Raw genomic sequence first — 20,400 nt, 5'->3', positions numbered from 1 at the left:
GCAGGTTCAACGAGATAACAAAAACAAGAGAGGCATGGTAGCAGATGTGCCGGGGCAGCCAAGGCACAGACGGGGGAAAGAAAAAAACAAAACGGGTCAATGGTGACCCGTTTATGCTGGCAGGCTCCGTGCTCAGCCCTTCTTGATCTCCCGCAGATAGCGGTAGATGGAGTGAACCGAGATGCCGAGCTGGCGGGCGGCTATCTGGGCGCTGTCCTTGAGTTCGAAGATGCCGAGCTCGTGCAGCTGGTTGACCATGACCCGGGTCTTCTGGGACGGGGGCACCGCCTCGTTGCCGCGCACCTCGGCACTGACGGTGTCGATGGTGCTGTTGAGGGCCTCGTCGATGTTGCGGGCAAACACCTCCGGGGTGGCATGACCATCGTGGCCGTGCAGGCACTCCGGCATCATGGTGCGCAGCACGGATTGCAGCGGGGCGTCCATGTCGGTGTTGATGCAGAGCAGACCGATGGCCTGCCCCTCGCCATTGCGAATGACGGTGGTGAGCGAGCGCAGCGTCTTGCCGGTGGCGCACTTGGTCATGTAGGGGCTGGAGATATCCTGCCCGCTCTTGAGTTTCATCATCGCCAGGTTGGTGATGGGGGCACCGACGCTGCGCCCCGTGATATGGCCGTTGGCAATCTTGATGATCGACGGATTGCGTGCATCCAGGCTGTGCAGCAGCACCTCGGTGTGCTGACCATACATGGCGGCGATGCCGTCCACGATGATCTCCATCGCCTTGAGGATCTCGAAATCGGTCGGACTCAGCTCTTGCAGCTTCACATTGAAACCTTATAAAAGGGCCGCCGACCCGGGCAAGGGCGGCAGCCGACAGGGACACTCAAGCGGACATGATATCAATAATGGTGCTGTCTGTGGCAGACATGCCGTCTTTGACCATCTGGCCCACGTTGCGAATGGTCTGCTCCACGTTGCCCGCCACGATCCCCTGCCCCGACACTGCATGGCTGTTGAGCGCCATCAGGAAGCCGCGCACCGCCGCCCCGGAGGAAGTGCTCACCTTCATGGCGCAGGAGGCCTTGGCGCCGTCGCACACCATGCCGGCGCTGTCGCTCAGCACGTTCTGGATGGCGTGGCAGGACTGCTCGAAACTGCCGCCCGCCAGGTAGACCATGGCCATGGCCGCCGCCGCGCTGGTGACCGTATTGCCGCAAAAGGCCGACAGCGGCGGATAGTGGGACTTGATGTAGATGGCCCCCAGGTGGCTCATGATGAGGGCGCGGGCCAGCTGCTCTTCGCTGGCACCGAAGCGCTCGGCGATGACCACCACCGGGATGGTGGCGGCGATGCCCTGGTTGCCGCTGCCGAAATTGCTCATGGCCGGCAGGCTGGCCCCCCCCATGCGGGCATCGGAGGCCGCCGCGGTGCGCATCACGATGCGGTTCATCACGTCCTCGCCGATGAGACCGGCCTGGATGTTCTGCTGCATGGTGCGGCCGATCTCGAGGCCATAGGGGTTGTTCATCCCCTCGTCGGAGAGTTTGCCGTTGAGCTCGGAGGCCTGCAGGATAAAGCGGATCTGCTCGAACTCCACCTGGGTGGCGAACTCATGAATGGCGGCGATGCTGATGTCGACCCCGTCGCAGATGGCGCCGGTGGCGCCGCCCTGGCCCTGCTCGGCCGTGAAGGTCACTTCATCATTGCGGCGCTGCTCGACGATGCGGGTATGGCCGCCGCACAGGGTCACCTCGGCGCTGTGCTCGGTGCCCTCTGTATCAAGGCCTAACAAGCGGACCCGGCAATAGATGAACTCGGGGGCCGAGGTGCGGCTCACCTGCACCTGGCCTGCATCGATCAGCGCCTGCGCCTCTGCAACCTGAGCCGGCGTGATGGCGGCCAACACCTCCAGCCCGGCCTCGGCGTTGCCGCCGAGAGCACCGGCGGCAGCGGCAATGGCCAGCCCAATCTTGCCGGTGCCCGGCACATAGACCCCCATGGAGTTCTTGTAGAGGTTGTCCGACACCACCACCTCCAGCCGGACGGGCTTGCAGCCCAGTTGCCGGGCGGCGACGGCGGCGGCATAAGCGGCGGCGATGGGCTCGGTACAGCCCAGCGCCGGTTTGACAACCTGTTGAATAATCTGCAGATACTGCTGCCACGCTTGCTTCATCAGAACACCCTTTCTATCAACATTAACCAGCGATGTGAGCGATCGCTTCCACTTCCACCCTGACACCCATCGGCAGATCCTTCACCGCAAAGCAGCTGCGAGCCGGGCAATCTTTCAGGAAATAGCGTTTATAAACCTCGTTGAACGCGGCAAAATCACTGATCTCGGCGAGATAGCAGGTGGTCTTGAGCACGGTATCCAGGTTGCCGCCGGCGGCCTCCAAGACATGCTTGAGGTTCTCCAGCGCCTGACGGCTCTGGGCCTCGATGCCCCCTTCCACCACGCCGCCCTGCTGTTTGCACACCGGCAGCTGGCCAGAGGTAAAGATGAGGTCGCCATAGGCAGTGCCATGGCTGTAGGGACCGATGGCATCGGGTGCGGCATCCGCCACTATGATCTTTTTCATATCGCCACTCCTTAAAATGCAATTATTTTTGCAATCAATAGTCTCGTCTTGTTCAACATTATTTGCTTATTAGGCATTCCATTCAACTAAAACCTGCAAAAACAGCGATAAATTCGGTAGCAGGCGCAAATTGAAAGCGTGATCTGTCTCCCTCTTTAGGTAGAAGAGCGATAAAAAGCATTGTTTTGCCACTTTTCATTCAACTATATTTGCGCCTGATTTTTACCCCTACAAAAACAAGGTATTTTATGGACGCGCACAGTACGACACTCACCCGGCCCGTGATGGGCACGCTGGAATGGAAAGAAGCGGTTCGTTTTGACAGCACCGACTGGGGCTGGGTCATCATGAGCATCGGCATGGCCATCGGGGCGGGGATCGTCTTCCTGCCGGTGCAGGTGGGATTGATGGGGCTGTGGGTGTTTTTGCTGTCGGCGGTGATCGGCTACCCGGCCATGTACATGTTCCAGCGCCTCTTCATCAATACCCTGGCCACCTCGCCCGAGTGCAAGGACTACCCCAGCGTCATCAGTGGCTACCTCGGCAAGAACTGGGGCGTGCTGCTCGGCGCCCTCTACTTCGTGATGCTGGTGATCTGGGTATTCGTCTACTCCACCGCCATCACTAATGACAGCGCCTCCTTCCTGCAAAGCTTCGGGGTCACCCAGCAACTGCTCTCCGAGAATCCCTTCTACGGGCTGGTGCTGATCTGCGCCCTGGTGGCGCTGGCCTCGCGCGGCGAGAACCTGCTGTTCAAGATCTCCACCTTCATGGTGCTGACCAAGATCAGCGTGGTGGCAGTGCTCGGCCTGATGATGGTGGGCAAGTGGGATGCCGCCAACATCACCGCCATGCCGGCCAGCGGTGACTGGCTGAAGGATGCCATCGTCATGCTCCCCTTCACCCTCACCTCCATTCTCTTCATCCAGAGTCTGAGCCCCATGGTGATCTCCTACCGCTCGCGGGAAAAGTCCCTGGAAGTGGCCCACTTCAAGGCGATGCGCGCCATGAACATCGCCTTCGGCATCCTGTTCGTGGTGGTGTTCTTCTACGCCGTCTCCTTCACCTTGGCCATGGGCCACGAGCAGGCGGTCAAGGCCTCCGAGGAGAACATCTCGGCGCTGGCCATGGTGGCCCAGGGCATGCCGGGCCAGACCCTCAAACTCTTGAGCCTGACCCTCAACATCTTCGCGGTGATGACCGCCTACTTCGGCGTCTATCTCGGCTTTCGCGAGGCCTGCCAGGGGCTGGCGATGAACCTGCTGCGCCGGGTGATGCCAGAAGATCGCATCAACAAGGGGCTCGTAGGCAAGGGCATCATGGTGTTCACCGTGCTGCTCTCCTGGGGGGCCATCGTGCTCAACGCCCCGGTGCTGAGCTTCACCTCCATCTGCAGCCCCATCTTCGGCATGGTGGGTTGCCTCATCCCGGCCTACCTGGTCTATCAGGTGCCAGCGCTGCACAAGTACAAGGGGGTCTCCCTCTACATCATCATCGTCACCGGTCTGCTGCTCTGCGTCTCGCCCTTCCTCGCCTTCAACTGATCTGCCGGCACCCTGTGTCATCGGCGGCGGGCCACCCTGAGGGTGGCCCGTCTGTTTGACCCATTCAGCCCCCTTCCTGAGTGAAAAAGCCAAGAGGATCACAACTTCCACCGCCCTTCCAACCGAGCCTCCCCGGCGAGGAGTAATATCCAGCCATCCCGCTACACGCCCCCCTCGGGGCCCGAGGCTTCATATGAAATGGATATTCATGCCCGCCATCCGGCTCGGCAATCAGCTCTCCTTCAAGTACAAGTTTTTGCTCTGGTCCTGCCTGATGCTGCTGCCGCTCGCCTACAGCATGACCAACCTGCTGGGCCGGCTGCAGGACGACAATGCCCAGGCCCGCAAGGAGCTGGCCGGCGTGGTCAAGCTGGCGCCGCTGCCCGCCATCGAGCAGGCCCTGCTGACCCATCGCAACCTGGTTACCCGGCACGGCTATGAGCAGAACCCGGTCGGCGAGGAGGAGGTCAAGGCCGCGGCCCGGGCCGTCGATGCGAGCCTGGCCGCCTTTGCCGCCAGTGGACAGCAAAACCCCACCTTTGATGCCCTCGCCCAGGGCTGGGCCGGCCTGCAAAACGAGGCGCTGGAGCTCGAGGTGGATCAGAGCAACCTGCGCCACGACAAGCTGCTGACCGAGGTGCGCCACCTCTACAAGAGCATTACCGCCGCCAGCAGCCTGGTGCAGGATCCCGCGCTCGGCACCTACTACATGGTGGTGCTCGCCAGCGAGCGGTTGCCGCAGCTGCGCGATCTGCTGGCCCAGGTACGGGATCGCGCCGCCACCATCGCCGACTTCGGCCTGTTTCAGGCGCAAGGGTATAGCGCCCTGCGCTTTCGCCTCGACCTCATCAACGCCACCCTGCAGGAGTTGGAGGCCGACCTGACCCTGCTCTACGAGATGGCGCCCACCTATCGCAGCGAGCTTGGCCAGCAGACCGACGCCCTGTTGCAGCAGGCCCATCAGGGGGTCGATACCCTGGAAAACAAGATGATGAAGGATCAGCAGGTGCAGCTCTCCAGCAAGGAGGTGCTGGCGCTGGGAGATGGGCTGGATGCCGCCATCACGGCGCTGGCCGGTCAGGTGCGCCAGCGGCTGGAGGCGGATCTGCACCAGCGCATGACCGCCAACCAGCGCCACTTCTGGTGGGTGACCGGGCCGCTGACCGCTATCCTGCTGGTCTATCTCTACCTGATGATCGGCGCCTATCTCTCCTTGCGCGCCACCGTGGGCCGGGTGCGGGAGATCGCCGCCCGGGTCAACGCCCAGGATCTCGGCCAGCAGATCGAAATCGTCGGCCAGGATGAGCTGGCCGCCATCAGCCGGGATTACAACGTGACCCTGCAGACCCTGCGCACCCTGATGCTGCGGGTGCGGGAGAACGGCGTCAGCGTGGTGGAGAGCGCCACCGAAATCGAAGCGCGGACCTGCCGCTCCCAGGAGGTGATCGCCGATCAGCAAGGGGAGACCCACCAGGTGGCCACCGCCATCAAGGAGCTGGCCGCCACCTCCCACGACATGGCGGGCAACGCCCAGCAGGCCGCCCGCATGACCCAGGAGGCGCAGGCCGTGGTGAGTCAGGGCGAGGCAGTGGTCGAGCGAACCATCACCGCCATCGACCACATCAACCGCGAGGTGCTGCGCACCGCCGAGGCCATCGGCCAGCTGGAGCAGCAGTGCAGCCAGATTGGTGGCGTCATCGGGGTGATCCGCGGCATCGCCGAGCAGACCAACCTGCTGGCCCTCAACGCCGCCATCGAGGCGGCCCGCGCCGGCGAGCAGGGGCGCGGCTTCGCAGTGGTGGCCGACGAGGTGCGCTCGCTGGCCAGTCGCACCCAGGGGGCCACGGTCGAGATCCAGCAGATGATCGAGCAGCTGCAAACCGGCGCCCGCGCCTCGGTCAGCGCCATGTCCGCCGCCAGCCGCGAGGCGCAGGAGGGGGTCGGCCTCGCTCAGGAGGCCCAGCAGGCCTTTGGCGCCATCACCGAGCGGGTGGGCAGCATGGTCGACACCAACTCGGTCATTGCCAGCGCCATCGAGCAGCAGGGGGCCGTGGTCAACGAGATAGAGCGCAACGTGGTGCGCATCTCCGATGGCAGCGACGAAGCGCTGCAGGTAGCCAACGCGGCCCGCGACGCCGCCCGCCAGATCCACCAGCTCACCGAGCAGCTGCGTGCCATGGTGCAAAGCTTCGTGCTCTGAGCCGGCGCCCGTCACCCACGCCAGCCCCTTGCCGGGCTGGTTTTTTTGCAAATTCAGACCGTCAGGCTGCATTGTTTTTCTTGGCGAAAAAAGTATCGACTACCCATTGTGCAATGAGATGAAAGCGGGGTAATCTGCAGCCACAACAAGATTCGAACGTTACCTTTATTGCCTGCAACAGGCCCGGGGATCAGTTCGACGCCCGAGAGGCAGTTCGACGAGAGTTCGGCGAGAGGAAGCTCGCATCACGACACAACCGTTCAGGCGAGGTATCGCAAATGGCGAAGTACCAGTTTTTCTCTATCCCGGCCTCCAACCGGCAGCAGTACACCTTTATCGACATGGCCTCCCCCACCTTTCTGATTGAGAAAGCCGCGCTGCTGGCGCAGGGGTTCGAGATAGAAGAGGATTTCATCGACGCGGCCAACCCGCGCGAGGCGGTGGAGAAGTATGGCTCCAACTTCCTCTACGTGGCCGACGAGATGGGCAAGTCAGACGCCGGTTACGCCGCGGCCGTCGCCGTGCAGGCGCTCGGCAAGACACTGCTGGGGCAGAAGCGGGGCAATTGAGTAAGTAGATGAAGCGCGACCATCGGCAAGCTGCCGATGGCCGCAGCAATATGGTTCAACCGCAGGCGAGCTGGCGGAGCATCTCGATCAACTCCTCCTCGCTGCTGGGCTCATAAGCCAGCGTCATGCTCGGCGCCGCCCCTCCCATCAGCATGTAAACGTGCGTGCTGCAGTGGTCATAGTGATACCACTTACCGTCGATACAGACGTCGGTATAACATCTCGGGTCCCTTTCAAGTTCCATACATCCATCCTTCTGTTACCTACTACCCACATCCTTTTTTGACCGTAAAGTAACCAGGGCGTTACAAACTTGATGCAGATCAAGCCAGGTTGCCGACGCCACCATTTCTCGGTAAAAGAGCCCCGAAAGGCGCTTCTTCTGCCTCAGCGATGGTCATATGCTGCTCGTTAAGTTCTCAGTCAGCCACGCCCGCCACAATGTGAGCTGGGGCAGCGGATCCTGCGCAGCCCCTCAGGCGCCCTTCACCCCATGGCGGGGCCCGGCGACAGCCAGCGCCTGGCGCCACACGACCAGGCCCGCAGAGGAGGTATAGATGAGCCACTCCCACATAGATCTGAACCTGTTTCGCATCTTCGATCGCGTCATGACCGAGAAGGGGGTATCGGCCGCGGCCGCCAGCCTGGAGATGACCCCCGCCGCCATCAGTCAGGCCATTCGCAGGCTCAGCGACCTCATCGGCGAGCCCCTGTTTCGCCGCGATGGCCGCGGGATCATCCCCACCAGCCGCGCCCTCGCCCTGCACCGGGAGATCCGCACCGCCCTGCATACCATGGAGCGCTCCCTGCTGCTCAATCAGGCGTTCGATCCCCTCACCAGCCAGCGCATCTTTCGCATCGCCAGCCACCCGGACCTCGATCTCCTGCTGTTGCCGGCGCTGCTCGCCCATCTGGCCAGGGTGGCGCCCCACTGCCGGGTGGAGTCGGTGCCCGGCATGTTTGAAGAGCACCTGCGTCAGCAGGCGCTGCGCCTTCGCAACATCGACCTGGTGCTGGCCAGCACGGCGCTGGAAGAGACCGGCTTTTGCAACGAATCCCTGCTGACCCTGGAGCTCAGGGTAGCCTGTCGCGCCGATCATCCGCGCATCGGGGAGAGCCTCGACTTCGAGACCTTCTTTGCCGAGGAGCACGTGGTCTGGGATGTGCGCCGCAAGGACGACTGGGTCATCCGCAGCCTCAGCGAGCAGGCCCTGCCCCCCCGCAAGATTGCCTACGAGAGCAACGCCCTGCTCACCGCCCTCTCCCTGGTCAGCCAGACCGAGTGGCTCTGCGTGGTCAGCCAGTGGCATGTCGCACAGGTGCGCGACACCCTGCGGCTCAAGGATTTTCCGCTGCCCTGGGCCTCCAGCCACTGTCCCGTCTACATCAGCTGGCACCAGGCGCAGGGCCGGGATCCCGCCCTCCAGTGGTTTATCCGCCAACTGCACCTGATTGCCGCAAGCTGACCCTCCTCATTTAACCACCGCTTAACTGTCGTTTATTGCCGGCTGCCATGATTGTTGCGGCCGGCTTGACTACTCTGGTGCCGACCCCGTTGCCGTGCCCTCGGCGCAATGCCGCAACGCCCGACTAACCAATCGATGCTGACCATGTTCATGGGACATGTCGTCAGGGGCATCTCTCGCCCAACGTTTCACTCCGGGTCCGGATAGCGCCAGCCATGGCTGGCGTCATCTCGGCTACCCGTCACTCACCCTGTTTATTACTGGGAGGCATCAGAGTCTGACTACACTTGGTCCTGCCTGCCCACCACAATCTGGAGAAAGACAGATGAAGCTCAAGTTCTCGACGCACACCATTGTCACCCTATGGCTCTCCGGCTCCCTGCTGTTGCAGCCGGCCTGGGCCGTCATCAACCCCAAGCCAGCCAGCGAATTTACCATCCAGGCCAACCAGAATGTGCTGCACACCCTGCCATTCAACGACAAGCAGGATTTCGAGGACGCCCGGCGCGGCTTTATCGCCAAACCGGATACCCTCACCATCAAGGATGAGCAGGGCAACGTGGTGTGGGATCTGGAGCAATACAAGACCTACATCGGCCTGGACAAGACGGCGCCGGATACCGTCAACCCGAGCCTGTGGCGCAATGCCCAGCTGAACATGGAGTACGGGCTGTTCAAGGTGACCGACAAGATTTACCAGATCCGCGGCTTCGATCTCTCCAACATCACCTTCATCCAGGGTGACAAGGGATGGATCGTCTTCGACCCGCTGATCTCGCCGCAGACCGCCAAGGCTGCCCTCGCCTTCATCAACAAGACCCTGGGCGAGCGGCCGGTCACTGCCGTGGTCTACAGCCACTCCCACGTGGATCACTACGGCGGGGCCGCCGGCCTCTTCAACTCGCCGGACGAGGTGAAAAAGAACGGGGTTCAGATCATCGCCCCCGAAGGGTTCACCGAGCATGCGGTCTCGGAAAACGTCATCGCCGGCAACGCCATGGCCCGCCGCGCCGTCTACATGTATGGCGCCCTGCTGCCGCGCAATGCCCAGGGAGGCGTGAATGGCGGCCTGGGGCAGACTACCTCCACCGGCGTGCCCTCCCTGCTGCTGCCGACCCGTTTCATCACCAAGAGTGGGGAAGAGGTCACCCTGGACGGCGTGCGGATGGTCTTCCAGATGACCCCGGGCACCGAAGCGCCGGCCGAGATGAACACCTGGTTCCCGGACAGCAAGGCGCTCTGGATGGCCGAGAACACCACCAACACCATGCACAACATCCTCACCCTGCGCGGCGCCCAGGTACGCGATGCCCTCAAGTGGTCCAGCTACCTCAACGAGACCATCGAGACCTGGGGCGACCAGGCCCAGGTCAAGTTCCAGAGCCACCACTGGCCGCGCTGGGGCAATGCCAGCATCGTCGACTACTTCAAGAAGCAGCGGGATCTCTACAAGTACATCCACGACCAGTCGGTGCGGCTGATGAACATGGGTTACACGGGTGAGGAGATTTCAGAGAAGATTGCCCTGCCCCCCGAGCTCAACGACTTCTGGCCGAACCGCGGTTACTACGGCACCCTGCGCCACAACAGCCGGGCCGTCTATCAACGCTACATGGGCTGGTACTCCGGCAACCCCTCCGATCTGGACAACCTGCCACCCGAGATGGTCGGTCCCAAATACGTCGAGTTCATGGGCGGTGAGCAGGCGCTCCTGAAGAAAGCCAAGGCGTCGTTCGACAAGGGGGAATATCGCTGGGTGGCGGAGGTGCTCAAGCATCTGGTGTTCGCCAACCCGAACAACCAGGAGGGCAAACTGCTGCTGGCCGATGCGCTCGAGCAGCTGGGTTATCAGGCCGAGTCCGGCCCATGGCGCTCCGTCTATCTACAGGGGGCCTATGAGCTGCGCAACGGCGTGCCCACCGCTGGCGGTACCGTCACCGCCTCGCCGGACACCATTCGCGCCATGAGTCCCAGCATGCTGTTCGACTATCTGGCGGTGCGGATCAATCCGGAGAAAGCGGCCGGCAAGAAGATGGTCATCAACATGGACTTCACCGATATCGGAGAGAAACACACCCTGAGCCTGGAGAACGCCGTGCTCAACCACACCACCCACTATGCCGCCAAGCCGGATGTCACCCTCACCCTGAGCAAGCAGACCCTGGACGACATCCAGCTGGGCCAGGGCACGCTGGAGCAGAAGATCGCCAGCGGCGAGATCAAGGTTCAGGGGAACCAACAGACCTTCAGCGACTTCGTCGGCCTGCTCGACAAGTTCAACTTCTGGTTCAACATAGTGACCCCATGATGCGACGCACCTTGCGCGTGTGCATGACCCTGCTCTGCCTCATCCCTGGGATGGGGCAGACCTGCGGTTATGACGCCCTCTATCCCAATCCGTTTGAACAGAGCTGGCCCGGCGCACTCGACGTTGCCATGGCGACCGCGGCAGCGGTCAATGATGACAGGGTGGCCCGTCTGCCTAGCCTCACCGGCGAGGCGGGGTTTGCCCGCAGCCAGGCCTGGCTGCAGACCCTGAAGAGCCGCTTCCAGCAGGCCGGCGTCAGGGGCGGCGTCTCCATCCTGCTGGTCGATTCCGGGCTCTGGTCGAGGCTGCGGGGCAAGGAGTCGCTGCTGCTCCAGCTCCATACTGCCGGCCCGCACCCCAAGGATCGGATGATGCTGCTGAGCGAAGCGGCCCTCGACGCCCTGCTGGCCGGCACCCTCACCATAGAGGAGGCGCTGCGGCTGGGCGTGGTTGCCTTGCCGGGCGAGGAGGGCCGGCAGTTGCAGCATGACTTGCACCTGGCCCTGGGCTCATGACCGCTCAGATATGAAAAAAGGGAGGCATCTGCCTCCCTTTTCTTTGCTGCCATCGGGGCAACGAACCAGCGCGGGCGCTTATTCGTCTTCCAGATAGGCGTAGCCTTGCAGACCCAGCTCCAGCTCTTCGAGCAGGGCCTTGCGGGCCGCGTCGTCCAGCGCCGGGTGTGAGACGATCCGCTGATAGTTCTCGCGGATGACGGACGGGTCGATGTTGACGTAACGCAGCAGCTGGTCGACGGTGTCGCCGCGCACCACGTTGCGGATGTCCATCTTGCCTTCCTCGTCCAGCCACACTTCTGCGCAGTGGGTGTCACCGAACAGGTTGTGCAGATCGCCGAGGATCTCCTGATAGGCACCCACCAGGAAGAAGCCGACGTGGCACTCTTCATTTTCACCGTAGACCGGCATCGGCAGGGTGCTCTCCACCCCCAGACCGTCAACATAGTGTTCGACCTGACCGTCGGAGTCACAGGTGATGTCCATCAGGATACCGCGGCGGGTGAGCGGACGCTCGAGGCCGGAAAGCGGCATCACCGGGAACACCTGACCTATACCCCAGGCATCCGGCAGGGACTGGAACAGGGAGAAGTTGGCAAAGCACTTGTCAGCCAGTTTCTCGGAGAGCTCGTCAGCCAGCGCGCGGTGGTTGCGGTTGACCGGGTTGAGCATCTCTTTGAGCGCCAGACAGGTGTTCTGGTGCAGCATCTCGGCCCAGGCGCGTTGCTCAAGGTTGAGCAGACCCATGGTGTACTGGGTGTTGACGTCACCCAGATCTGCCACCGAGTCGTGGAAGATCTCCAGCAGGGAGGGATCTTCGCCGCGCAGATCCAGCCAGCCTTTCCACATGTTCTGCAGAATGGTGGGCGCGTCTTCGTCCGGCGCGCTGATGTCGTTCATCTCCACCCCTTCGGCACCAATGATGTTGGTAACCAGCACGGCGTGGTGAGCGGTCAGGGCACGGCCGGACTCGCTGATGATGGTCGGGTGCGGCAGGTCGAACTCGCGGCACACGTCGCCGATGCCCCACACCACGTTGTTGGCGTACTCGGAGAGGCTGTAGTTGGCGGAGCAGTGGCTCTGGGAACGGGTTCCCTCGTAGTCCACGCCCAGGCCGCCACCCACGTCAACCACTTCGATGTTGGCACCGAGGCGACGCAGCTCGGCGTAGAAACGGCCGCACTCGCGGATACCGCCCTGGATGTCGCGGATGTTGGCGATCTGGGAACCCAGGTGGAAGTGCAGCAGCTGCAGGCAGTCCAGCTTGCCCAGGCCGCGCAGACGCTCGATCAGCGCCAGGATCTGGGAGGCGGACAGACCGAATTTGGACATGGAGCCGCCGCTCGATTCCCACATGCCGGAGCCGGTGGAAGCGAGCTTGGCACGCACCCCGATGTTGGGCTTGATGTTGAGGCGAGCTGACTCGTCCAGCACCATTTCCAGCTCGGAGGGCTTCTCCACCACGATGTAGACCTTGTGGCCCATCAGGTTGCCCAAGAGGGCGTGGCGGATATATTCGCGGTCTTTGTAACCGTTGCAGACGATCACCGAGCCTTGCTCATGGTGATGGGACAGCACGGCCAGCAGTTCCGGTTTGGAACCAGCTTCCAGGCCAAGCCGGGGCTTGTCGCTGTAGGACTGGCTGATGGTCTCGATGACGCGACGCTGCTGGTTTACCTTGATCGGGTAAACGCACAGGTAGTCCCCCTCATAGCCTGACTTCTCGATGGCCTGACCGAAGGCGTTGAACAACGCATCGACCCGGCTCTTGAGGATGTCGGGGAAACGCAGCAGTACCGGAGTGGTCAGCCCGGATTGACGCAGTTGTTCGATGGCATCGGAGAGCACGATCTGTGCGTCAGGGCGTGACTTGTCGGGAGCGACGGTCACATGACCGGCGTCATTGATGTTAAAAAAACCCGCACCCCAGTAGGGAACGTTGTAGACCTTCAAGGAGTCCTTGCTGGACCAGTTAGTCATGGGCTATGCCTCGCAAATGAGCGGCCGGTGGCCGCCTTCGTTACCCTCAATCACATCCAGACCATCGATGAGCAGGTGTGGCGCGCCGAAGCGGCCTGCGGGCGAGCAAGGCAAGACGTCCGGCACCGGGCGCTGACGCCGCGGGTTGACCTGAACGTTCACCTGTCGCCACCTCCCTGGTTCATCGCGGCAAGCCTAGGCTGCCTGGTGGATCTTGGGGAAGTAACGAGTCTTGATGTGGGGCTGGTGGCTTTACATCAAGCTCAACGGTATGCGGTGCTGCAACCAGCGCCGCGGTACTTTGATGACAAACGACATCAGCCACGTCGTTCGTTCATCATTCGGCAGCCGTCACGACAGCAGGGGAGGGTTTCAAGGAAGAGATGCGAAGGCGTCAGCACGCAAGCGTGTTGATAGACGACAACAACCACAGCCAGCTCACCGCCAGTGACCGCCCATGACAAGGGAAGATGATGAGCCGATGGCTCACTCGGTCAGCCGGAAAATGAGAGTCCGTTGTTCTCCCTGATACCGGAGCCTAACCGGTATTAAAGAAACCATACCCTAGCAGTGTCTGTCGTTTCTGCGTGCCTCGCCCTATAGGCGTATGATCCTGCGGGAGTCTGGCGGCCTCTGCCTGCTCAGGGTTGCCCTTGGATCGGCGCGGAGTGTACACACTTACCGCCAGCGGTGACAATAAAAAATAGTGTTCAAAAACAGCTTTTCATAAGGCGATCAAATCTTGCTGCCAGCAGGCCTGGCAAGCGGGGGGAGAAGTCTCGCCACGCGCCCTTTTTCACCCTGAAAATAACCCCGTCTGGCCCGTCCTCGCCCCTTCCCCGCCACCAAGGGCATTGACGGAAAACTGAGTCCCATCACAAGCCGCTTAAAAATGCGATTGATGGACCATTTTATGCTGTCATTGATATCAACAACCACAGACTGAACCACCTTACACCTTTCCAACCCGATCTTCGCCAAAAAATGTGGCAAAAACTGCGCTGACGCAAAAAGCCCCGCCGCCAGATTGGCCACAATGACCCTCCACCACAGGTTTGAGGCTTGCCAATGGATACCTTGCTTGAGCGTTTTCTGCGTTACGTGACTTTTCATACCCGCTCCGATGCGACCAATCCCGTCTGTCCCAGCAGCGAGGGACAGCTGGTCTTCGCCCGCGCCCTCTGTGACGAGATGCAGCAGATGGGACTGAGCCGGGTTACCCTGGACGAGCACGGCTACCTCACCGCCTGCCTGCCGGGCAACCAGCCGGACGCGCCGGCCATCGGCCTCATCGCCCACATGGATACCGCCGACTACGAGGCCGAGCAGGTGGTGCCCCAGATCATCGAAAACTATCAGGGGGGGGACATCTGCCTGGGCAAGGGTGACGAGGTGCTGGCCATTCGCGACTACCGTTTCCTGAAAAACTACCTGGGCCAGGATCTCATCACCACCGACGGCACCACCCTGCTGGGGGCCGACGACAAGGCGGGCATCGCCGAGATCCTCACCGCCATCGACCACCTGCTGGCCCACCCCGAGATCCCCCGCGGTGATGTCTGGGTCGGCTTTACCCCGGACGAGGAGATAGGCCGCGGTGCCGACCGCTTCCCGCTGGACAGCTTCCCGGCCCGCTGGGCCTACACGGTGGACGGCGGCGAGCTCGGTGAGCTCGAGTACGAGAACTTCAACGCCGCCAGTGCCACCGTGCGCTTTATCGGCAACAACGTGCACCCCGGCACCGCCAAGGGCAGCATGATCAACAGCCAGACCCTGGCCGCCCGCTTCCACGCCGCCATGCCAACCGAGCAGACCCCGGAGTGCACCGACGGCTATCAGGGCTTCTTCCACCTGGCCCAGATGAACGGCACAGTGGAGGAGTGCACCCTGCACTACATCATTCGTGACTTCGACGACGAGGGTTTTGCCGCCCGCAAGGCCCAGCTCAAGGAGCGGGTCGCCTCGTTGCAGCTGGAGGCCCCCAAAGCGCGCATCGAGCTCACCCTGACCGACAGCTATCGCAACATGCGCAGCCAGATCGAGCCGCACATGCACATAGTCCAGCTGGCCAAGGCCGCCATGCTGGCCGCCGACGTGGCGCCAAAGATAAAACCCATTCGCGGCGGTACCGACGGCGCTCGGCTCTCATTTATGGGGCTGCCCTGCCCGAACATTTTTACCGGTGGTCACAACTTCCACGGCAAGCACGAGTTCATCCCGCTGCAATCCATGGAAAAAGCGGTCGCCACCCTGGTGGAGCTGGTGCGCCTGACTTCGGCCTGGCGCGACTAAACCGGCCATCGTCACCGCCATGACCAAAGCATGACCACAAGAGGGGAGCCGGTTAACCGGCTCCCCTCTTTGCCATCAAACTGTCATCCCGCTGCCATGGGGCGGGAACAAAAGGGCGTCACGCTAGGGCAACGACTCATCGGAGCCCAGCCCATGTTCAGTGTCGATGCCCTGCTACAACAACACCTGCCCCGCCTGTCGGCCAACGACCTGCTGCGCCCCCTGCTCCGACAAGGGCTGCGCTGGCTGCTGCACGAGCAGGCATTTCAACGCTTCGCCGCATGCCACCCCCACCTGCGCGGACTCGACTTCGTCGAGCAGGCGCTGACCGAGCTCGACTTCGACTACCGGGTGAGCGAGGCCCAGCTCGAGCACATTCCGGCCAGCGGCCGGGTCATCATCGTCGCCAACCACCCCATCGGCTCCCTCGACGGGCTGGCCCTGCTGCGTCTGCTCGGCCGCATCCGGCCGGACGTCAAGATAGTGGCCAACCAGTTGCTGGCCCAGCTGACGCCGCTGCGCCCCCTGCTGCTGCCGGTGGACAACCTGGGCGGCAAGACAGACAGGCGCGCCATCCTGGCGATGGGGGAACACCTGGCGAACGAAGGGGCGCTGGTGATCTTTCCCTCCGGCGAGGTGTCGCGCCTCGGCCCCAAGGGGGTCAAGGACGGCCCCTGGCAATCAGGCTTCATCAAGCTGGCCCAGCGCACCCGCACCCCGCTGGTGCCGGTGCACCTGGACGGGCGCAATGGGCTCTCCTTCTATCTCACCGCCTGGCTCAACAACGACTGGGCCGGGCTGTTGCTGGTCAAGCAGCTGTTTCGCCAGCAGGGCAAGCGCATTGCCATCACCATAGGTGCCCGCATCCCGGTGAGCGGGGTGCAGGATCTGCCCGCCAAGAGCGCGGCCCGGCTGGTACGCAGCCACCTCTACCGAGTCGGGCGCGGCAAGCGGGGTTTGCTGGCCACCGAGGCCCCCATCGCCCTGCCGGAAGAGCGCCGTCAGCTCAAGCAGGCCATCGAATCCTGCGAAGCCCTCGGCCACACCCCGGACGGCCAGGGTATCTATCTCTACCGACGCCATGAGCTGAGCCACTCGGTGATCCTGCGCGAGCTGGGACGCCTGCGGGAGATCGCCTTTCGAGCAGTGGGGGAAGGCTCCGGCAGACGGCGGGATCTCGACGCCTTCGACGATGACTACCACCACCTCATCCTCTGGGATCCGACCCGGCTCGAGATCATCGGCGCCTACCGTTTCGCGCCGGTGGCCGAACTGCTGGCCAGCAAGGGGCTCGACGGCCTCTACAGCCACACCCTGTTTGGCTTTGAAGAGAAGCTACTGCCCAGGCTGGAGCTTGCCATCGAGCTTGGCCGCAGCTTCATCCAGCCTGCCTACTGGGGCAAGCGGGGGCTCGATTACCTCTGGTTTGGCATCGGCGCCTATCTGGCCCGCTATCCCGACTACCGCTACCTGTTCGGCCCGGTGTCGCTCTCCGGCAGCCTGCCGGCGGCGGCCAAAGATCTGCTGGTGAGCTTCTATCGCCAGCACTTTGCCCCCGAGCTCGCGCTCGCCCCCTCGCGCCGCCCCTATCCGGCCACACCGCCGCTGTTTGCAGGCACGGATTACGGCGCCGATCTCAAGGAGCTCAAGGCCCGCCTCGATAATCTGGGCTGCGCCATTCCCACCCTCTACAAGCAGTACTCCGAGCTGTGCGAGCCGGGCGGCGTGCAGTTCATGGATTTTGGCATCGACCCCGACTTCAACCACTGCATCGACGGCCTGGTGTGGGTGGATGTGAGCCGCCTCAAGCCCCACAAGCGGGCCCGCTATATCGGCCTCCCCGCCAAAGATAAGCCGGGCACAGCTGCCGACCGTTGAGCGGACGCCACAACGAGAGAGGGAGGCCTGCGCCTCCCTCTCTTTGTCATTGATGCTGCGGTTTACTCTGCAACCGGCTTGCGATCGGCATGGCCCAGGTCTCGCTCGGGGGCGATGAGATCGCGTACCCGCAGCTTGATCTCCTTGGCCTCGGGGAAGCCCTCGTCAGCCACCCGATCCCACACCAGCACCCCGTCCACCAGGATGCGAAACTCCCCCTTGCTGGCCGGCACCAGCGCCACCTCCCCCAGCTCACTGTCGAAGGTGGAGAGCAGCTCCTGGGCCAGCCAGGCGGCGCGCAGCATCCAGCGGCAGAGGGTGCAGTAGCGGATCTCGATGCGGGGTTTGGGGGTGGACAAGGTCGCCTTACTCATGTGGTCACTCCATCAATGGCGGCAATAAAAAAGAGGCTCACTGGGTGACCCCGTGGAAGTCGGCCAGCCAGTGGCGGGCAATAGTGCGCATGGTCGACTGCGGCAGGTCGAACAGGCCGGGGGCCAGCGGCTGCAACGCCAGCTGGCGCACCCCTTCGATGATCTCCGCCAGCACCAGGTAGACATATTCGCCGATGACGGCGCCGTGGACGAAGTTGACCGCCTCACCCCGGTTGAGCAGGAAGATGGTGCTGCCGTCGGGGCGGGTCAGCGCCAGCACGTGGGGGCACACCTCTTCGCTCGGCCAGGGCAGTTGGGAGAGACAGAACGCAAACTCGTCGTCCGCCGAGGTGACCGAGGCAACCATGGTGCCGGGGCGCAACCGCTGCAGATCCGCCAGGTCCAGCGCGCCGTTGCCGGTGGAGCAGATCACCAGCTCGGCCCGGCTGAGGGCCTCGGCCTTGCCCACCAGCTTGAAGCCGTGGGAGAGCGCCTCCACCTGGCGCAGCACGTCGGTCTCCACCAGCTCCAGATGCAGGTTGCGGCACCTGAGCTCGCGGGCGATGCTGCGCCCCACCTTGCCGTAGCCGAACAGGGCGGCCTGGCAGACATTGAAGGTGCGGTTGAGGGTGCGGGCCAGGGATTCGGCGGAGTAGACCACGCTCAGGCCGATCTGGATATCCTCGGCCTGCTTGAGAGGGCTGCGCGCCACCGAGATGACAGGGGTGGACAGCACCTCCTGCTCGTAGCGCTGATGGCCGTTCTCGGTCATCTCCACCACCCCGAGGAAACGGGGGCCGAAATACTCGCTGAGGGTGGCCTGGGTTCTGGCGAAATAGCCGCCGATATCGAGAATGATCAGCCGTTCATGGGGCGCCACCAGCGGGGCTATGTGCTCGATCACCCCCTGCGGGGTATTGGTCCACTGGCGGTTGAGAGGCAGCACCGGATAGTGCTGTTGGGCCCAGGTCAGGGTCGGTCCGTGAACTGACTTGGGTTTGGGCAGGATGGCGCCGATCCGCCCGATCTGATCGAGGGCCTGGATAAACTGGGGACGATCGGGAAGCAGATGGGTAACCAGCAGGATGCAGAGACCGTCGAGACGTCCCTGCTCGGTGAAATGGCGAAAAAACAGATGCTCAGATCCTTGACTGCGCAACTGTGGCCTCCTTAGCGCGCCGCAAACAAGCAGGCAAACAGAACCCGGTCAGACCGGGTTCTGTGTGTGTCCAGATAATTGAAAATCCTTTTTATCTGAAACCACTATGGGGCTCAATCTTTATCTGTACAGACTATGACGAAGTCGGCAACTTTTGGGTTAATTGCCTGTTTTTTATGCTAAAAATCAATAAAGAGAGGCCTCTGGCCACACCTTCCACAGACTCAGACCCGCCCCGACGCCCGCCAGCAGGATCAACAGGGCCCAGCGCAGGAACCAGGGTTTGTTGCGCAGTGCCCACTCCAGCAGCGGCAGCAACCAGACCGGCAGCAACACCAGCAGCGGCACCTCCACGTATTGCCAGGCGAGCATCTGCATAAAGGCCAGCGCCAACCCGAGCGCCGCAGGCGCCACCTGGCTGCCGGCAAAGGCCCCGAGCAGGGCACGGAAACCGGCGAAAGCCGCCAGCGCACCGGCCAGCTGGGCAATCAACAGGCTGCCGTCGATGCCGATCACCAGTGCCAGCCAGATGAAGCCGAGGGCAAAGCCGAGCCCCTCGCGGCTGTCACCGCGCAGTCCGGTCCATCCCAGCCAGCCAATGGCGGGCAACAGCGCCAGCCAGATGGCGGGCGCGCTTGCCAGCACCGAGGCCAGCCCCTGCCACCATACCAGTGCCCCGAGCGCGGCAAACAGCGCAAGCGCGGCCCGCTGGTCGGCCAGCTGCACCGCCAGAGCAGGCACCAGCAAGGTGAGTGGCAGCCATTGCCACGCCTTGACCGGCAGCCCGTAGGCACCGCCCAGCAGGCAGCCCACCAGCCAGAGCGCCAGGGCGCCCCACAGATACCCCAGCCGCGGCCAGCGCCACGACAGCAAAGCGGCCCCCAAAGGAGCCGCCAGGGTTTGAAGCAGGAGTGCCGCGCCCATTACTTGCGCACACCTTCGACAAACAGTGCGATGGTCATCTCGTCCGGAATGTTCGGCACCATGTAGTTCACGCCAAAGTCGCTGCGCTTGATGGTGGTGGTGGCGTTGAAGCCGCTGCGGTAGCCGCCCCAGGGATCCTTGCCTTCACCGATGTGAACCAGATCGAAGGCCACTTCCTTGGACACGCCGTGCAGGGTCAGGGTGCCTTTCAGCACGCCCTTATCCTTGGTGCCCTCGTAGCCGGAGCTGACGAAAGTCATCTTGGGATACTGCTTCACGTCCAGGAAATCGGGGCTGCGCAGGTGTTTGTCGCGTGGCTCGTGGTTGGAGTCCACGCTGGCGGCATCGATCTCGAAGCTCGCCTTGGCCGCTGCCGGGTTGGCATCGTCCATGCTGAAGGTGCCGCTGAAGGTGTTGAAACGACCCACCAGCTCGGAGAAGCCGAGGTGTCCCACCTTGAATTGCACTGTGGTATGCGCCGCATCGACGTCGTAATCGGCTGCCATCAGGGGCGCCGCCATAAACAGGCAGGAGGCCAGCAGGGCCTTGGTCATCTTCATCCGTTCGTTCCTTCATATTGGGGGTTCACAACAACAGCCAAGATGCTAACCTCCATACCGGACATAGATAATCAGCGATTTATTAAAATAA

At 62.7% G+C, this 20,400-nt stretch carries 17 protein-coding genes; 8 read left to right on the top strand and 9 right to left on the bottom strand.

Annotation, left to right across the window (positions count from 1 at the left end; translation table 11 throughout):
• Positions 1 to 132: 132 nt before the first annotated feature.
• The 3 genes from I6L33_RS12770 to I6L33_RS12760 are packed head-to-tail and all read right to left on the bottom strand — an operon-like array spanning position 133 to position 2,540.
• Positions 133 to 786 (bottom strand): transcriptional regulator, encoded by a 654-nt coding sequence (locus I6L33_RS12770; protein ID WP_017779224.1) that lies wholly within the window; start codon positions 784 to 786, stop codon positions 133 to 135.
• A gap of 58 nt (positions 787 to 844) precedes the next feature.
• Positions 845 to 2,134, bottom strand: a complete 1,290-nt coding sequence (locus I6L33_RS12765) for a serine dehydratase subunit alpha family protein (RefSeq protein ID WP_017786613.1) — start codon at positions 2,132 to 2,134, stop codon at positions 845 to 847.
• A 22-nt stretch (positions 2,135 to 2,156) separates the two neighbouring features.
• On the bottom strand, positions 2,157 to 2,540 hold the full coding sequence (locus tag I6L33_RS12760; RefSeq protein ID WP_005299455.1) for a Rid family detoxifying hydrolase: 384 nt from the start codon (positions 2,538 to 2,540) through the stop codon (positions 2,157 to 2,159).
• A 248-nt stretch (positions 2,541 to 2,788) separates the two neighbouring features.
• On the opposite strand from I6L33_RS12760, the gene I6L33_RS12755 reads away from it, so the two are divergent.
• From I6L33_RS12755 to I6L33_RS12745, 3 genes are all read left to right on the top strand, one after another.
• Entirely contained in the window at positions 2,789 to 4,084 is a 1,296-nt protein-coding gene (locus I6L33_RS12755; RefSeq protein ID WP_216972639.1) for an amino acid permease, read from the top strand.
• Positions 4,085 to 4,277: 193 nt separating this feature from the next.
• Entirely contained in the window at positions 4,278 to 6,284 is a 2,007-nt protein-coding gene (locus I6L33_RS12750; protein ID WP_216972638.1) for a methyl-accepting chemotaxis protein, read from the top strand.
• Between the two features lie 278 nt (positions 6,285 to 6,562).
• Positions 6,563 to 6,853 (top strand): hypothetical protein, encoded by a 291-nt coding sequence (locus tag I6L33_RS12745; protein ID WP_043169989.1) that lies wholly within the window; start codon positions 6,563 to 6,565, stop codon positions 6,851 to 6,853.
• Between the two features lie 55 nt (positions 6,854 to 6,908).
• Here I6L33_RS12745 and I6L33_RS12740 read toward each other — a convergent pair whose 3' ends face one another.
• On the bottom strand, positions 6,909 to 7,097 hold the full coding sequence (locus I6L33_RS12740; protein ID WP_010634417.1) for a hypothetical protein: 189 nt from the start codon (positions 7,095 to 7,097) through the stop codon (positions 6,909 to 6,911).
• 313 nt (positions 7,098 to 7,410) lie between these two features.
• Between I6L33_RS12740 and I6L33_RS12735 the strand changes: the two genes are divergently transcribed.
• The 3 genes from I6L33_RS12735 to I6L33_RS12725 all read left to right on the top strand — a co-directional run bounded on the left by I6L33_RS12735 (position 7,411) and on the right by I6L33_RS12725 (position 11,142).
• Positions 7,411 to 8,319: a LysR substrate-binding domain-containing protein gene (locus tag I6L33_RS12735; protein WP_017779227.1), complete on the top strand. Its 909-nt coding sequence runs from the start codon at positions 7,411 to 7,413 to the stop codon at positions 8,317 to 8,319.
• 325 nt (positions 8,320 to 8,644) lie between these two features.
• A complete protein-coding gene (locus tag I6L33_RS12730) occupies positions 8,645 to 10,627 on the top strand; it encodes an alkyl/aryl-sulfatase (RefSeq protein ID WP_216972637.1) in 1,983 nt (660 codons plus the stop codon).
• The gene (locus tag I6L33_RS12725; RefSeq protein WP_216972636.1) at positions 10,624 to 11,142 is read left to right on the top strand and encodes a hypothetical protein; all 519 of its coding nucleotides are present in this window, start codon (positions 10,624 to 10,626) and stop codon (positions 11,140 to 11,142) included. The genes I6L33_RS12730 and I6L33_RS12725 overlap by 4 nt, the downstream gene beginning before the upstream one ends.
• A 78-nt stretch (positions 11,143 to 11,220) precedes the next feature.
• Here the strand turns inward: I6L33_RS12725 and speA are convergent, their stop codons facing one another.
• Positions 11,221 to 13,122 (bottom strand): biosynthetic arginine decarboxylase, encoded by a 1,902-nt coding sequence (gene speA, locus I6L33_RS12720; protein WP_017766029.1) that lies wholly within the window; start codon positions 13,120 to 13,122, stop codon positions 11,221 to 11,223.
• Positions 13,123 to 14,190: 1,068 nt separating this feature from the next.
• Here speA and pepT point away from each other — a divergent pair.
• Complete coding sequence (gene pepT / locus I6L33_RS12715) at positions 14,191 to 15,414, top strand: peptidase T (RefSeq protein ID WP_211051044.1); 1,224 nt, start codon at positions 14,191 to 14,193, stop codon at positions 15,412 to 15,414.
• A 153-nt stretch (positions 15,415 to 15,567) separates the two neighbouring features.
• Positions 15,568 to 17,292, top strand: a complete 1,725-nt coding sequence (locus I6L33_RS12710; RefSeq protein ID WP_216972635.1) for a lysophospholipid acyltransferase family protein — start codon at positions 15,568 to 15,570, stop codon at positions 17,290 to 17,292.
• Positions 17,293 to 17,354: 62 nt separating this feature from the next.
• Here I6L33_RS12710 and I6L33_RS12705 read toward each other — a convergent pair whose 3' ends face one another.
• From I6L33_RS12705 to I6L33_RS12690, 4 genes are all read right to left on the bottom strand, one after another.
• Positions 17,355 to 17,666 (bottom strand): SelT/SelW/SelH family protein, encoded by a 312-nt coding sequence (locus tag I6L33_RS12705; RefSeq protein ID WP_216972634.1) that lies wholly within the window; start codon positions 17,664 to 17,666, stop codon positions 17,355 to 17,357.
• Positions 17,667 to 17,703: 37 nt separating this feature from the next.
• A complete protein-coding gene (locus tag I6L33_RS12700) occupies positions 17,704 to 18,825 on the bottom strand; it encodes an adenosylhomocysteinase (RefSeq protein WP_005299415.1) in 1,122 nt (373 codons plus the stop codon).
• A 186-nt stretch (positions 18,826 to 19,011) separates the two neighbouring features.
• A complete protein-coding gene (locus I6L33_RS12695; protein WP_216972633.1) occupies positions 19,012 to 19,749 on the bottom strand; it encodes a hypothetical protein in 738 nt (245 codons plus the stop codon).
• The gene (locus tag I6L33_RS12690) at positions 19,749 to 20,309 is read right to left on the bottom strand and encodes a YceI family protein (RefSeq protein ID WP_010634427.1); all 561 of its coding nucleotides are present in this window, start codon (positions 20,307 to 20,309) and stop codon (positions 19,749 to 19,751) included. Before I6L33_RS12690 ends, I6L33_RS12695 begins: the two co-directional genes overlap by 1 nt.
• Between the last annotated feature and the right edge of the window lie 91 nt (positions 20,310 to 20,400).

Source organism: Aeromonas sp. FDAARGOS 1403 (genome assembly GCF_019047325.1).
GTDB lineage: Bacteria > Pseudomonadota > Gammaproteobacteria > Enterobacterales > Aeromonadaceae > Aeromonas > Aeromonas dhakensis.
This window is presented reverse-complemented; position numbering and strand designations above follow the sequence as displayed.

Excerpts from the sequence above, each read along its gene's own strand:
- I6L33_RS12765 (WP_017786613.1), bottom strand. The coding sequence starts at position 2,134 with ATGAAGCAAGCGTGGCAGCAGTATCTGCAGATTATTCAACAGGTTGTC.
- I6L33_RS12760 (WP_005299455.1), bottom strand. The coding sequence starts at position 2,540 with ATGAAAAAGATCATAGTGGCGGATGCCGCACCCGATGCCATCGGTCCC.
- I6L33_RS12755 (WP_216972639.1), top strand. The coding sequence starts at position 2,789 with ATGGACGCGCACAGTACGACACTCACCCGGCCCGTGATGGGCACGCTG.
- I6L33_RS12750 (WP_216972638.1), top strand. The coding sequence starts at position 4,278 with ATGAAATGGATATTCATGCCCGCCATCCGGCTCGGCAATCAGCTCTCC.
- I6L33_RS12745 (WP_043169989.1), top strand. The coding sequence starts at position 6,563 with ATGGCGAAGTACCAGTTTTTCTCTATCCCGGCCTCCAACCGGCAGCAG.
- I6L33_RS12740 (WP_010634417.1), bottom strand. The coding sequence starts at position 7,097 with ATGGAACTTGAAAGGGACCCGAGATGTTATACCGACGTCTGTATCGAC.
- I6L33_RS12735 (WP_017779227.1), top strand. The coding sequence starts at position 7,411 with ATGAGCCACTCCCACATAGATCTGAACCTGTTTCGCATCTTCGATCGC.
- I6L33_RS12730 (WP_216972637.1), top strand. The coding sequence starts at position 8,645 with ATGAAGCTCAAGTTCTCGACGCACACCATTGTCACCCTATGGCTCTCC.
- I6L33_RS12725 (WP_216972636.1), top strand. The coding sequence starts at position 10,624 with ATGATGCGACGCACCTTGCGCGTGTGCATGACCCTGCTCTGCCTCATC.
- speA (WP_017766029.1), bottom strand. The coding sequence starts at position 13,122 with ATGACTAACTGGTCCAGCAAGGACTCCTTGAAGGTCTACAACGTTCCC.
- pepT (WP_211051044.1), top strand. The coding sequence starts at position 14,191 with ATGGATACCTTGCTTGAGCGTTTTCTGCGTTACGTGACTTTTCATACC.
- I6L33_RS12710 (WP_216972635.1), top strand. The coding sequence starts at position 15,568 with ATGTTCAGTGTCGATGCCCTGCTACAACAACACCTGCCCCGCCTGTCG.
- I6L33_RS12705 (WP_216972634.1), bottom strand. The coding sequence starts at position 17,666 with ATGAGTAAGGCGACCTTGTCCACCCCCAAACCCCGCATCGAGATCCGC.
- I6L33_RS12695 (WP_216972633.1), bottom strand. The coding sequence starts at position 19,749 with ATGGGCGCGGCACTCCTGCTTCAAACCCTGGCGGCTCCTTTGGGGGCC.
- I6L33_RS12690 (WP_010634427.1), bottom strand. The coding sequence starts at position 20,309 with ATGAAGATGACCAAGGCCCTGCTGGCCTCCTGCCTGTTTATGGCGGCG.